The 11,844-nt window shown below is 68.0% G+C and carries 13 protein-coding genes; 8 read left to right on the top strand and 5 right to left on the bottom strand.

What is annotated here, in order from left to right; genetic code table 11:
- Positions 1-17: 17 nt before the first annotated feature.
- Both QTI17_RS32165 and QTI17_RS32160 read right to left on the bottom strand, forming a co-directional pair.
- Positions 18-1,208 (bottom strand): arginine deiminase, encoded by a 1,191-nt coding sequence (locus QTI17_RS32165; protein WP_503011155.1) that lies wholly within the window; start codon positions 1,206-1,208, stop codon positions 18-20.
- Positions 1,209-1,324: 116 nt separating this feature from the next.
- A complete protein-coding gene (locus QTI17_RS32160; protein ID WP_286537989.1) occupies positions 1,325-2,746 on the bottom strand; it encodes a basic amino acid/polyamine antiporter in 1,422 nt (473 codons plus the stop codon).
- A gap of 366 nt (positions 2,747-3,112) precedes the next feature.
- Between QTI17_RS32160 and QTI17_RS32155 the strand changes: the two genes are divergently transcribed.
- The 3 genes from QTI17_RS32155 to QTI17_RS32145 are packed head-to-tail and all read left to right on the top strand — an operon-like array spanning position 3,113 to position 5,389.
- Positions 3,113-4,165: an SAM-dependent methyltransferase gene (locus QTI17_RS32155; RefSeq protein WP_286537988.1), complete on the top strand. Its 1,053-nt coding sequence runs from the start codon at positions 3,113-3,115 to the stop codon at positions 4,163-4,165.
- Entirely contained in the window at positions 4,158-4,970 is an 813-nt protein-coding gene (locus tag QTI17_RS32150) for a DUF1295 domain-containing protein (protein ID WP_286537987.1), read from the top strand. Before QTI17_RS32155 ends, QTI17_RS32150 begins: the two co-directional genes overlap by 8 nt.
- Positions 4,967-5,389 (top strand): DUF2177 family protein, encoded by a 423-nt coding sequence (locus QTI17_RS32145; protein ID WP_286537986.1) that lies wholly within the window; start codon positions 4,967-4,969, stop codon positions 5,387-5,389. The genes QTI17_RS32150 and QTI17_RS32145 overlap by 4 nt, the downstream gene beginning before the upstream one ends.
- Before the next feature lie 21 nt (positions 5,390-5,410).
- Here the strand turns inward: QTI17_RS32145 and QTI17_RS32140 are convergent, their stop codons facing one another.
- Complete coding sequence (locus tag QTI17_RS32140) at positions 5,411-6,070, bottom strand: ChrR family anti-sigma-E factor (RefSeq protein ID WP_286537983.1); 660 nt, start codon at positions 6,068-6,070, stop codon at positions 5,411-5,413.
- Positions 6,067-6,630, bottom strand: a complete 564-nt coding sequence (locus QTI17_RS32135) for a sigma-70 family RNA polymerase sigma factor (RefSeq protein ID WP_286537982.1) — start codon at positions 6,628-6,630, stop codon at positions 6,067-6,069. Before QTI17_RS32135 ends, QTI17_RS32140 begins: the two co-directional genes overlap by 4 nt.
- 213 nt (positions 6,631-6,843) lie before the next feature.
- Between QTI17_RS32135 and QTI17_RS32130 the strand changes: the two genes are divergently transcribed.
- The 5 genes from QTI17_RS32130 to QTI17_RS32110 all read left to right on the top strand — a co-directional run bounded on the left by QTI17_RS32130 (position 6,844) and on the right by QTI17_RS32110 (position 11,234).
- Positions 6,844-8,214, top strand: coding sequence for an NAD(P)/FAD-dependent oxidoreductase (locus tag QTI17_RS32130; RefSeq protein WP_286537980.1), 1,371 nt, complete (start codon positions 6,844-6,846; stop codon positions 8,212-8,214).
- Complete coding sequence (locus tag QTI17_RS32125; RefSeq protein WP_286537977.1) at positions 8,211-9,008, top strand: DUF1365 domain-containing protein; 798 nt, start codon at positions 8,211-8,213, stop codon at positions 9,006-9,008. Before QTI17_RS32130 ends, QTI17_RS32125 begins: the two co-directional genes overlap by 4 nt.
- Positions 9,005-10,267, top strand: coding sequence for an SAM-dependent methyltransferase (locus QTI17_RS32120; protein ID WP_286537975.1), 1,263 nt, complete (start codon positions 9,005-9,007; stop codon positions 10,265-10,267). Before QTI17_RS32125 ends, QTI17_RS32120 begins: the two co-directional genes overlap by 4 nt.
- Before the next feature lie 75 nt (positions 10,268-10,342).
- Positions 10,343-10,900 carry a fasciclin domain-containing protein gene (locus QTI17_RS32115; RefSeq protein ID WP_286537974.1) on the top strand — a complete coding sequence of 186 codons (558 nt, stop codon included), beginning with the start codon at positions 10,343-10,345 and terminating at the stop codon, positions 10,898-10,900.
- A 46-nt stretch (positions 10,901-10,946) separates the two neighbouring features.
- Complete coding sequence (locus tag QTI17_RS32110) at positions 10,947-11,234, top strand: DUF4148 domain-containing protein (RefSeq protein WP_286537973.1); 288 nt, start codon at positions 10,947-10,949, stop codon at positions 11,232-11,234.
- On the opposite strand, the gene QTI17_RS32105 is transcribed toward QTI17_RS32110, so the two are convergent.
- Complete coding sequence (locus tag QTI17_RS32105) at positions 11,231-11,710, bottom strand: Lrp/AsnC family transcriptional regulator (protein WP_286537972.1); 480 nt, start codon at positions 11,708-11,710, stop codon at positions 11,231-11,233. The two genes, QTI17_RS32110 and QTI17_RS32105, sit on opposite strands and share 4 nt — an antisense overlap.
- Positions 11,711-11,844 lie beyond the last annotated feature (134 nt).

Raw genomic sequence — 11,844 nt, 5'->3', positions numbered from 1 at the left:
TCCTCTTTGATCTTGCGTCAGAAGTCGACTGGATCGCGAATGATCGGGCAGGTCATGCAATGGCCGCCTCCGCGTCCGCGGCCCAGTTCGGCCCCGACGATGGTCACCACCTCGATGCCCTGCTTGCGCAGCAGCGTGTTGGTGTAGGTATTGCGATCGTATGCATAAACCACGCCCGGCGAGGCACAGACCAGGTTGGCGCCGCTGTCCCACTGGGTGCGCTCGCGCTGGTAGTCGCTGCCGCCGGCCTCGACCACGCGCAGCTTCTTGAAGCCGAGCGCCTGGGCCACGACGTCGACGAAGGGCTTGTTCTCGGCATGCAGTTCGACGCCGCTCGGATGGCTGCTCGGACGGTACGAGTAGGTGCGCGTCTGGTTCATGAAGTCCGGCGCCAGCAGCACGCAGTCGCGGTCGGCGAAGGTGAACACGGTGTCGAGGTGCATCGCGGCACGGATCTTGGGCATGGCCGCGACGATGACGCGCTCGGCTGCGCCCTTCTTGAACAGCGTGGCCGCCAGCTGGCTGATGGCCTGGCGCGAGGTCCGCTCGCTCATGCCGATCAGCACGTTGCCCTTGCCGATCGGCATCACGTCGCCGCCTTCGAGAGTGGCCAGGCCGTGGTCTTCGGTCGGGTCGCCCCACCAGACGTTGACCTTGCCGGCGAAGTCGGGGTGGAACTTGTAGATCGCGGTGGTGAGGATGGTTTCCTCGTGGCGCGCCGGCCAGTACAGCGGGTTCAGCGTCACGCCGCCGTAGATCCAGCAGGTGGTGTCGCGCGTGTAGAGCGTGTTGGGCAGCGGCGGCAGCAGGTATTCGGTGACGCCTGCGGCCTCGCGCACGACCTCCAGCGCCTTGCCGCCGACCGACTCGGGGAAGTCGTTGGTCGACAGCCCGCCGATCAGCGTCTCGGCCAGCTTGCGGTTGTCCAGGCCCTCGAGGTAGCTGCGCAGCTCGTCGATGAAGCCGAGGCCGACCTGGTTGGGCACGACCTGGTTGTCGAGGATCCACTTCTTGCCCTCGGGCACCGCCACCGTCTCGGCCAGCAAATTGTGCATCTCGACCACCTCGACGCCGCGGTCGCGCATCTTAGTGACGAAGTCGAAGTGGTCGCGCTTGGCGTTCTCGACCCACAGCACGTCGTCGAACAGCAGCTGGTCGCAGTTGCTCGGCGTCAGGCGCGAATGGGCCAGGCCGGGGGCGCACACCATCACCTTGCGCAGCTGCCCGACTTCCGAGTGCACGCCGAAGGTTGTCTCTTTCGCTTCTTTGGTCGCCATGATGTTCTCCAGGAATCCGATGAGTGAACGGTATATCCAGCCTGTGACTAGATGGTGATGGTGCCGGTCGCGAGCCCGTAGATGCCCACCACGGCACCCACTACCGCGACCAGGAAAATGACCCAGTCAGTGACCGTGAAGACGGTCTTGTCCTGCTCGCGCCGGGCCCAGATATAGAGCAGCGTGCCGGGCGCATAGAGCACCGCCGACAGCAGGATGAACTTGAGGCCGCCGGCGTAGATCATGAAGACCGTGTAGATCACCGCCACCGACGCCATGACCAGGTCGCGCGTGCGCTCCTCGGGGCGCAGTTCGTACGTCTCTGCGCGCTTCGAGATCATGAAACCGTAGGCGGCCACGAACAGGTACGGGATCAGCGCCATCGCGCTGGTGAGGTTCAGCATCAGCGCGAAGGCATCGTTCGAGAAGTAGGTGGTGATCACCAGCAGCTGGACGATGATGTTCGACAGCCACAGTGCGTTGGCCGGCACCTGGTTGGCGTTCTCCCTGGCGAAGATCGCCGGCATGTCCTTGGTCTTCGCGGCGGTGAACAGCACCTCGGCGCAGATCAGCGACCAGGCCAGGTAGGCACCCAGCACCGAGATGATCAGCCCGACACTCACGAAGATGGCACCCCAATGGCCAACCACCGCCTCCAGCACCGCGGCCATCGAGGGCTGGCGCATGCCGGCGATGTCCGCGCGCTGCAGCGCCGCATAGGGCAGCATCGTCACCAGCACCATCAGGCCGGTGACGCCGATGAAGCCCAGGATGGTGGCCTTGCCGACGTCCGCGCGCTCCTTGGCAAAGCGCGAATAGACGCTGGCGCCCTCGATGCCGAGGAACACGAACACCGTGACCAGCATGGTGGCGCGCACCTGCTCGAAGATCCCGCCCTCCAGCCCGCCGCCGTACAGGTTGGCGCTGAACAGGTCCATCTTGAAGGCGAAGGCCAGGAGCACGATGAAGACCAGGATCGGGATGATCTTGGCGACCGTGACCACGCTGTTGATGAAGGCCGCCTGCTTGATGCCGCGCAGGATCATGAAGTGGAACAGCCAGATGCCCACCGAGGCGACCACGATCGCCACCACCGTGTTGCCGTCGCCGAAGATCGGAAAGAAGGCGCCCAGCGTGGACTTGATGAGCACCCAGTACGACACGTTGCCGATGCAGCTGCCGATCCAGTAGCCGAAGGCCGACAGGAAGCCGGGGTAGTCGCCGAAGCCGGCCTTGGCATAGGCGAAGACGCCGGCGTCGAGGTCGGGCTTGCGTTCGGCCAGCGACTGGAAGACCCGCGCCAGCATGTACATGCCGGTGCCGGCGATGAGCCATGCGATGACGGCGCCGAGCGGGCCGGTCGCGTTCGCGAAGGTGCGAGGCAGGGAAAAGATCCCCGCGCCGACCATCCCGCCCACCACCATCGCGGTGAGCTGCATGCGCGACATCTTCTGGTCAGTCGAAGCCATTCCTACTCCTTGTTCTTCTATGCGAAATGTTTCGGCTGCAGGATTGATCCGTCAATGGGGTTTGTCAAGGCGCACGCATACGCACGCTGCGGAGTCCGGGTGGGCACGAACTCCCACACCAGGCAGGCACCGACCTCGCACAGGTTGTCCTTGCGGCGCAGCAGCACGCTGTTGTCGAGCCATGCCCCTTTTTTGGGCATTGAACACGGACCCTTCCGCGTCGGCAATCCGGACGAAAAGGACAGTACGTCTTGACAATGCCGGCAACTCTGCCCTCTCGGCCACCGCGCTGATCCAAACGACAGCAGGCCGCGTAGAAGCGACCGGGGCACCGCGTCGGTGCCGACCGTTCGAGGAAATGCGGGCATGCCGAATCACATCGCAGGAGCGATCAGCTGGGTCGAGAAGGGGCGGGTGCCGGACCGCGTCGTGCGTTTCGGCATCCGTCGACTGCTGAAAGACCGACTGGCCGAAATGAAAGCCGGCGACAGGGCCGCCACCGCCCGGCTGACGCGCGAATTCATCGCCGCGATGCACGGCGCAGAGTTGGCACCCCTGGCCGACAAGGCCAACGAACAGCACTACGAACTGCCGGCGGGCTTCTTCGCGGAGGTGCTTGGCAACCACCGCAAATACAGCAGCGGCTACTGGCCCGCCTCCGACTTCACGCTCGACCAGGCCGAGGCCGCGGCGCTCGCGCAGACATGCGAGCGCGCCGGGCTGGCCGATGGCCAGGACGTGCTGGAGCTGGGATGCGGCTGGGGCTCGCTGAGCCTGTGGATGGCCGAGCGCTATCCGGCCAGCCGGATCACCGCGCTGTCGAATTCGCAGAGCCAGCGTCAACACATCGAGGCCGAGGCCCGGCGCCGCGGCCTGCGCAACCTGTGGGTCGTCACCCGGGACATCAATGCCTTCGACACCCACGAGCGCTTCGATCGGATCGTCTCGGTGGAGATGTTCGAGCACCTGCGCAACTGGCCGAGGGCCTTCGCGCATGTCTCGCGCTGGCTGGCGCCGCACGGCCGCTTCTTCATGCATGTCTTCACGCATCAGGAGGCGCCCTATGCCTTCGCGGCGCGCGACGACAGCGACTGGATGAGCCGCCACTTCTTCTCGGGCGGCATGATGCCGAGCGACGACCTGGCGGCGCGCTGCCAGGACAGCCTGCGGTTGGTGGAACAGTGGCGCTGGGACGGCACGCATTACCAGCGAACGGCTGAAGCCTGGCTTCGCAACATGGACCGGCGGGCGCAAGCCCTGCGCCCGCTGTTCGCGGCCACCTACGGCGCCGAGGCCGACATCTGGTGGAACCGGTGGCGCGTGTTCTTCATGTCGGTGGCCGAGCTGTTCGGCTTTGCCGGCGGCCGGCAGTGGGGCGTGAGCCACTACCTGTTCGAGAACGCGCAGCGCGATGCTTGAAAGATCGGCGCTGCCGCATGTCGCATTCGTCGGCCTGGCCGGGCTGGCATTGATCGTCGGCCTCGCGCTGCTCACCTGGCTGGCCAGCCTGCGCCAGCGCGACGCCAGCCTGGCGGACCGCGCCTGGCCGGCCTTCATGGGCGGCGCGACGCTGGTCTACGCGGCACTGCTGCCCGCCTCCGGCGTGCGCAGCCTCTGCATGGTGGTGCTCGCCCTCGCCTGGTCGCTGCGGCTGGGCATCTACATCACGCTGCGCAACCGGGGCCACGGCGAAGACCGCCGCTACCGGCAGATGCGCGAGCGCAACCAGCCGCATTTCGGATTCAAGAGCCTGTACCTGGTGTTCGGATTGCAGGCGCTGCTGGGATGGACCGTCACGGCGCCGCTGCTGGTCGGCATGGCGGGAACCCGCCCCTTCGGCGGGCTCGATGCGGCGGGGTTCGCGCTGGCGGCCTTCGGCGTCGTCTTCGAGGCGGTCGCCGATGCCCAGATGGCGCGTTTCAGGTCCCTTCCAGCGCAGCGCGCACGTGTGATGGACCGCGGCCTGTGGCGCTACAGTCGGCATCCCAACTATTTTGGCGAAGCCTGCGTCTGGTGGGGGGTCTGGCTGATGGCCCTGTCCGCCGCCGGGTGGGCGGGTGCCTGGTCCGTCATTTCGCCTGCGCTCATGACGTTCCTGCTGCTGCGCGTGTCCGGCGTCAGCCTGCTCGAGCAGGACATCGCCGAGCGCCGGCCCGCCTACCGGGACTACATCGCGCGCACCAACGCCTTCATCCCCGGCCCGCCGCGCAAGGACCCCGCATGACATTCAGACAATTCGCCATCGCCTATGGCGCCACCGCCGCGGTCTTCCTGACGCTCGACGCCATCTGGCTGAGCCTGATGGCGGATCGCCTGTACCGGCCGGCCCTGGGCCACATCATGCTGGAGCGCTTCGCGCTGGCTCCCGCCATCGGCTTCTATGCGATCTACATCCTGGGCGTGGTGGTGTTCGCGGTGGCTCCCGCGCTTCGGCAGCGCAACTGGCCGGCGGCGCTCGGCTTGGGCGCCCTGCTCGGGCTCGTCGCCTATGCGACCTACGACCTCACCAACCAGGCGACGCTGAAGGGCTGGCCCTGGCCGGTGACGTTGGCCGACCTGTGCTGGGGCACGGCCGTGACCGGCGTGTCGGCGGCGGCGGCCTGCTGGACGGCTGCCCGCTGGCGTGGCCGAGCTGCGGGCTGAAGCGGCTGCTCGCCGCTCCGACTACATCCCGACCAGCGACCCCAGCATGCGGGCAATCGCGCCCTGGAACATCACGCGCCCCTCGACCGAGGCCAGGCAGATGCATTCACCGGCCGCCAGCACCTTGGGCTGGTGATGGATGTCGCCGTCGGCCTCGTCGAAATCGCCCGGACCGAACAAGGCCCGGCCATCATGGAAGGCACCGTGCAGCACCTGGGTCAGCTCGCTCCGGCTGTGGGTGTGGAAGGGCAGCTCCTTGCCGGCGCCGATGCGCAGCAGAAAGACATTGGCCGCGGGGTCGTAAGGGACGGTGACCCGACTCCAGCGCATGCCGGGCCCGAGCCAGCGCCAGGCCGTGGCGCTGCAGCCATGCAGCGCGCGAGGCCACGACATGCCCGCGGGCAGCGCTGGCCGGCTGCTGCGCCGAGGCGCCGCCTTGGCTTTCGGCGCTGGGGGCGGCGCGTCGATCGCCGCCATGGCTTCGGCGAGCGACTGCGAAGGCAGCACCGCGGGCGCCAGTTGCTCCAGCATGGCGCCGCCGATCGATTCGAGCTCGCGCAGGCGGGCCTGGCACTCGGCACACCCTTCCACATGGCTGGCGACCAGCAGCGAATGCCCGCTGGAAAGGGTGCCGGCCGCCTGGGCCAGCAAGAGTCCGTCGTCCGGATGATGGTGGATCATGGTTCAAGCTCGTCGAGCAAACGACGCAGGTGGTTCACGGCCAGCCGCACGCGGGACTTGACCGTGCCGAGGGGAATGCCCAGGTCTTGCGCGATCCGGGCATGGGGCTGATCCTCGTAGAAAGAAAGATGCAGCACTTGCGCCTGCTCGGCGGACAGCCGGGAAAGCGCTTCGCGCACGCTGCGCTCGCGGCGCCCGGCGCGCAACTGCTCGTCGAGCGGCGGGGCGGTGTCGGGCAGTTCGGCGCCGTCGTTGTCTTCGCCATCGACGAACACGCCTTGGCCCTGGCGCCGGAAATGGTCCACCCGCAGGTTGCGCGCGATGGTGAAGATCCAGGTCGACACGCCGGCCTGGCGCGGATCGAACATCGCCGCCTTGCGCCAGACGCTGACGAGGGTTTCCTGGGCCAGCTCCTCGGCCAGTCCCTCGGCACTGCCGCCGCGCATCAGGTAGGCCTTGACGCGCGGCGCGAAATGGCGAAAAAGCACGGCGAACGCCTGCCGGTCGCCCTTTTCGGCCACGGCCCGCAGCAGCTCGCTGAGTTCTTCGCTAGTCGGCATCGCTCCCCGGTTCTGATGCAGCGTCAGGATGGACCGGCTGGGCGGCCTGGGCAGGGCAGGCCTCGCGGCCGCTGCGGAGGACTGTCGCGCGGTGTTCATGGCCTTTGGTACGCACCAGGCCCGAAATTAGATCACAGCGATTTGTCGAAAAGTAATCCAAAGGCCGGCGGCCGGCGTAGAAGCCCGGGACCACCAGTGCCAGGATCGCCCGCCATGACAACCCATTTCGCGCCCAACGGCGTCTCCGCCACCCGCGCCGCCGACCGGCCCGCCCTCGACATCGCGGTGATCGGCAGCGGCATCTCTGGCCTTGCGGCCGCCTGGCTGCTGTCGCAGAAGCACCGTGTCACGCTGTTCGAGGCCGACCAGCGGGCCGGCGGCCACAGCCACACGGTCGACGTGCCGGCCATCGGCGGCCCGATCGCGGTCGACACCGGCTTCATCGTCTACAACGAGGCCGCCTATCCGAACCTGAGCGCGCTGCTGGCCCACTTGAAAGTGCCGACCCAGCCTTGCGAGATGTCCTTCGGGGTCAGCCTCGACGACGGCGCCCTGGAGTATTCGGGCAGCGGCCTGCGCGGCCTTTTCGCGCAGCCGAGCAACCTGGCGAGCCCGCGCTTCTGGTCGATGCTGCGCGACCTGGTCCGCTTCTACCGCCAGGCCCCCGGCGACGCCGAGCGCATCGGCATGATGCCGCTGGACGCCTACCTCGACCAGCGCGGCTACGGACGCGCCTTCCGCGACGATCACCTGTACCCGATGGCGGCGGCCATCTGGTCGACGCCGGCGGCCCAGATCGGCAGCTATCCGACCGAGGCCTTCGTGCGCTTCTGCGAGAACCACCAGCTGCTCCATCTCGGCCAGCGCGATGCCTGGCGCACCGTGCAGGATGGCAGCCGCAGCTACGTGCGGCGGATCACCGGCCTGCTCGGGGAACGGCTGCGGCTGGACAGCGCTGCGATCGAGGTGCGGCGCGGCGAGCAATGCGCCTTCGTGCGGTCCGCGCTCGGCGCCGAGGCCGAGCGCTTCGACCACGTGGTGATCGCGACTCACGCCGACCAGGCGCTGCGCCTGCTGCCCGACGCGAGCCTGGACGAGAAGCGCTTGCTCGGCGCCTTTCGCTACAGCCGCAACCGCGCCGTGCTGCACAGCGACCCGGCGCTGATGCCGCATCGCCGAGCGGTCTGGTCGAGCTGGAACTACGCGGCCGACCGCCGACGCCCGGACGCGTTGAGCGTGACCTACTGGATGAACCGGCTGCAAGGCATTCCCGAGGCCACGCCACTGTTCCTGACCTTGAATCCGATGCGAGACCCCGCCGCCGGCCACCTGATCCGCAGCGAGGTCTACGAGCACCCGATGTTCGATGCGGCGGCGATCCGCGCCCAGGCCGGGCTCTGGTCGCTGCAGGGCCGCGGCCGCACCTGGTTCTGCGGTGCCTACTTCGGCTCCGGGTTCCACGAAGACGGGCTGCAGGCCGGGCTGGCCGTGGCCGAGGCGGTCGGCGACGTGCGCCGGCCATGGAGCGTCGCCAACGAATCGGGCCGACTCCGGTTGCCGACAGCTGGGTCGACGGTGGCATGAGCCTCCATTCGGCTCTCTACGTCGGCCGCGTGATGCACCAGCGGCTGCGGCCGGTGCGGCATCGGCTAGGCTACCGGATGTTCTCGCTCCTGGTGGACGTGGACGAATTGGCCGATCTCGATCGGCGGCTGCGGGTCTTCTCGGTCGATCGCTTCAACCTGTTCAGCCTGCACCAATGCGACTACGGCGACGGCCGCGGCTTGCGCGCTCACGTCGATCGGCAGCTCGCCGCGGCCGGGCTTGGCACGGGCGGCCCGATCCGCCTGCTGAGCATGCCGCGCATCCTGGGCCATGTCTTCAATCCGCTGTCGGTCTACTTCTGCCACCGTGCGGACGGTGCGCTGCAGGCGATCCTGTACGAGGTCAACAACACCTTCGGCGAACGCCACGGCTACCTGATCCCGGTCGACGCCGCCGAAGCCAGCGGCGACTTGATCGCGCAGCAGTGCGACAAGCGCTTCCACGTCTCCCCCTTCCTCGGACTCGAGATGCGCTACGGCTTCCGCGTCGAGCCGCCGCGACCGGACCGGGAGGGGCTGGTCATCGGCGTGAGCGCGAACGACGCCAGCGGCGCGGTGCTGCATGCGCGGCTCGATGCCCGGCGCCGTTCGCTCGGCGACGGCGCACTGCTGCGCGTCTTCGTCACCCATCCCCTGCTGGCGCTCAAGGTCGTGGCTGCGATCCACTGGGAAGCGCTGAAGCTGTGGATCAAAGGGGTGCGCCTGCACGCACGCCCAGCACCGCCGGCCACGCCGGTCACCATCATCCAGACCACCAAGGCCAGAGATTCATGAGTGCTTCTTCCTCTTCCTCCAACGGCTTCGCCGCCAACGCGAGCGCCGTCCGCCCGCCCGCCAGACCCGGTGCCGCTGGCGGCGGCCCGCTTCGCAAGCTGCTCGCGCGGCTGCTGCACGGCGTGAGCCATGGTGCGCTCAGCGTGCAGTTGCCGGATGGCGCCCGCCTCGAAGGCCGCGGCGCGGCCGACGGACCGCAGGCCTCGATCACGCTGCATCGCTGGCGCCCGCTGGCCCGGCTGCTGCTGCAGGGCGACCTCGGGCTCGCGGCGTCGCACCGCGACGGCGACTGGAGCACGCCCGACCTGACCGCGCTGCTGGAGTTCGGCATCCGCAACGAAGCCAGCTGGGGCCGGGTGCTCGAAGGCTCGTGGTTGGCGCGTCGGCTCGGCGACCTGTTCCGTGCCAGCCGCGCCAACACGCGGCGCGGCAGCCGGCGCAACATCGCCTTCCACTACGACATGGGCAACGACTTCTATGCCCAGTGGCTGGACCCGGCGCTGATCTATTCGAGCGCACTCTATGCGACAGGAGACGAGTCGCTCGAAGCCGCGCAGGCGGCGAAGCTCGATCGCATCATCGCCCTGCTCGATTTGCAGCCGCGCTCGACGGTGCTCGAGATCGGCTGCGGCTGGGGCGCCCTGGCCGCGGCGCTGGCCGCCCGCCACGGCGCCCGCGTGACCGGCTTGACGCTGTCGACCGAACAACTCGCGCATGCCCGGGAGCAGGTGCGTGCGCAGGGCCTCGGCGACGTCGACCTGCGCTTGCAGGACTACCGCGACGTGGATGGACGCTACGACCGCATCGTCTCGATCGAGATGCTGGAGGCGGTCGGCGAGCGCTACTGGCCGGTGTACTTCGACACGCTGCGCGAGCGGCTCGCCCCCGGCGGCTCGGGCGTGCTGCAGGTCATCACCATCGCCGAAGACTACTTCGACCGCTACCGGGGCAGCACCGACTTCGTCCAGCGTTTCATCTTCCCGGGCGGCAAGCTGCCGTCGGTGAGCGCGATGACGGCGCACGCCGAGCGCGCCGGACTCAGGCTGCAGACCGCCGAATCGTTCGGCGCGAGCTATGCACTCACCCTGGCCGAATGGCGCCGCCGCTTCCACGCGGCCTGGCCGGCCATCGCCGCACTGGGCTACGACGATGCGTTTCGCCGGCTGTGGGAGTACTACCTGTGCTATTGCGAAGCAGGCTTTCGCAGCGGCCGCGTCGACGTGGGTCTTTTCAGTTTCTCGCACGCCTCGAAGCGCTGATCCGCTATGCCCACGGCTGCGTAACAAGAGCAGCCGTCGCGCATCTGTGGCGGTGCATTCAACCAGGAGCACTCCATGCAGATCAGATTCAAACGCGCCGCTTCCATCGCCCTCGCCGTCTCGCTCGCCGTCGGTGCCGCTTCGGCCATGGCGCAGGTGATGGTCGGCGGCGCGCCGATGCTGCCGACCAAGGACATCGTCGACAACGCGGTGAATTCGAAGGACCACACCACGCTGGTGGCGGCGGTCAAGGCCGCGGGCCTGGTCGACACGCTCAAGCGTCCGGGCCCCTTCACGGTGTTCGCGCCGACCAACGAAGCCTTCGCCGCGCTGCCCGACGGCACCGTCGACATGCTGCTGAAGCCGGAGAACAAGGGCAAGCTGACCACCATCCTCACCTACCACGTGGTGCCCGGCAAGATCGACGCCGCGACCCTGCTGAAGCAGATCAAGGACGGCGGCGGCATGGCGTCGCTGAAGACGGTGGCCGGCGGCGCACTGACCGCCAAGACCGCGAACGGCAAGGTGATGGTCGTCGACGCCAACGGCAACACGGCCAACGTGACCATCGCCGACGTCATGCAGTCCAACGGCGTGATCCACGTGGTCGACAAGGTGCTGCTCCCAAAGTAAGACCCCGGCGCATCGCCACGCTCATCCAATTCACCAGGACAACGCCATGAACTCCAGACAGATCGCCATCGCGGCCCTGTGCGGCCTCTCGGCTTTCGGCGCCCAGGCTTTCCAGGGCGAGCAGAACCCGCTGCCGCCGCCGCCCTTCCAGTCGATGCAACCGCGCGCCGAGGTGCGCGCGCAAGCCCTGCAGCCGATCGCGATCGGCAACGGCGGCACCGGCGTCGCGGCGCGGGTCGACATGGCCGACCGCGCGCAGGTGCGCGCCGGGGCGCGCGCCATCAGCGCCGAAGGCGCCGCGGCCTACGGCGACACGACGACCCGCTGGCGCTAAGCGGGCAGCGCCGGAATCGGCAGGTCGTCGAAGCGCCGGAACTCCTGCAGCGAGAAGCTGCTCTGCACCTGCCTGGCACCCGGCAGGCGGTGCAGCCGGGTGGTCAGCAACTCCGAATAGGCATCGAGGTCCTCGGCCACCACCATCAGCAGGAAGTCGGCGTTGCCGGTGATGCCGTGGAACATCACGACCTGCGGGATCGCCAGCACCGCCTCGACGAACTCGCTCGAGCGCGCCTCGGTCTGGAAGTCGATGCTGATGCTGACGAAGGCCACCACGCCGTAGCCCAGCGCCCGGCGGTTCAGCCGTGCGTGGTAGCCATCGATCAGCCCCGACTCCTCGAGCCGCTTGATGCGGCGCCAGCAGGGCGATTGCGAGAGCCCGGTCATCTGCGCCAGCTCGCCGGTGGTCAGGCGGGCGTTCTGCTGGAGGGCGGCCAGCAGCTGGCGGTCCGTGTCGTCCGATTCGACGCGCATAAAAAAACCTCCAATGGATTCTCTCTGGACAAAATTATGCGTCGATGAAAAAACAGTTGGCATGACGATCCTTCGAACGAAGAATCCTGGCCTGGCCTTGCCCTCTTCGATGGATTTCTTCATGACCGCCTCCA

Source organism: Variovorax sp. J31P179, assembly GCF_030316985.1.
GTDB lineage: Bacteria > Pseudomonadota > Gammaproteobacteria > Burkholderiales > Burkholderiaceae_C > Variovorax > Variovorax ginsengisoli_B.
This window is presented reverse-complemented; position numbering and strand designations above follow the sequence as displayed.

Coding starts and splice junctions, on each gene's coding strand:
- QTI17_RS32160 (WP_286537989.1), bottom strand. CDS start 2,746: ATGGCTTCGACTGACCAGAAGATGTCGCGCATGCAGCTCACCGCGATG.
- QTI17_RS32110 (WP_286537973.1), top strand. CDS start 10,947: ATGAACTCCAGACAGATCGCCATCGCGGCCCTGTGCGGCCTCTCGGCT.
- QTI17_RS32135 (WP_286537982.1), bottom strand. CDS start 6,630: ATGCCGACTAGCGAAGAACTCAGCGAGCTGCTGCGGGCCGTGGCCGAA.
- QTI17_RS32115 (WP_286537974.1), top strand. CDS start 10,343: ATGCAGATCAGATTCAAACGCGCCGCTTCCATCGCCCTCGCCGTCTCG.
- QTI17_RS32155 (WP_286537988.1), top strand. CDS start 3,113: ATGCCGAATCACATCGCAGGAGCGATCAGCTGGGTCGAGAAGGGGCGG.
- QTI17_RS32125 (WP_286537977.1), top strand. CDS start 8,211: ATGAGCCTCCATTCGGCTCTCTACGTCGGCCGCGTGATGCACCAGCGG.
- QTI17_RS32140 (WP_286537983.1), bottom strand. CDS start 6,070: ATGATCCACCATCATCCGGACGACGGACTCTTGCTGGCCCAGGCGGCC.
- QTI17_RS32120 (WP_286537975.1), top strand. CDS start 9,005: ATGAGTGCTTCTTCCTCTTCCTCCAACGGCTTCGCCGCCAACGCGAGC.
- QTI17_RS32150 (WP_286537987.1), top strand. CDS start 4,158: ATGCTTGAAAGATCGGCGCTGCCGCATGTCGCATTCGTCGGCCTGGCC.
- QTI17_RS32145 (WP_286537986.1), top strand. CDS start 4,967: ATGACATTCAGACAATTCGCCATCGCCTATGGCGCCACCGCCGCGGTC.
- QTI17_RS32105 (WP_286537972.1), bottom strand. CDS start 11,710: ATGCGCGTCGAATCGGACGACACGGACCGCCAGCTGCTGGCCGCCCTC.
- QTI17_RS32130 (WP_286537980.1), top strand. CDS start 6,844: ATGACAACCCATTTCGCGCCCAACGGCGTCTCCGCCACCCGCGCCGCC.
- QTI17_RS32165 (WP_503011155.1), bottom strand. CDS start 1,208: ATGGTGTGCGCCCCCGGCCTGGCCCATTCGCGCCTGACGCCGAGCAAC.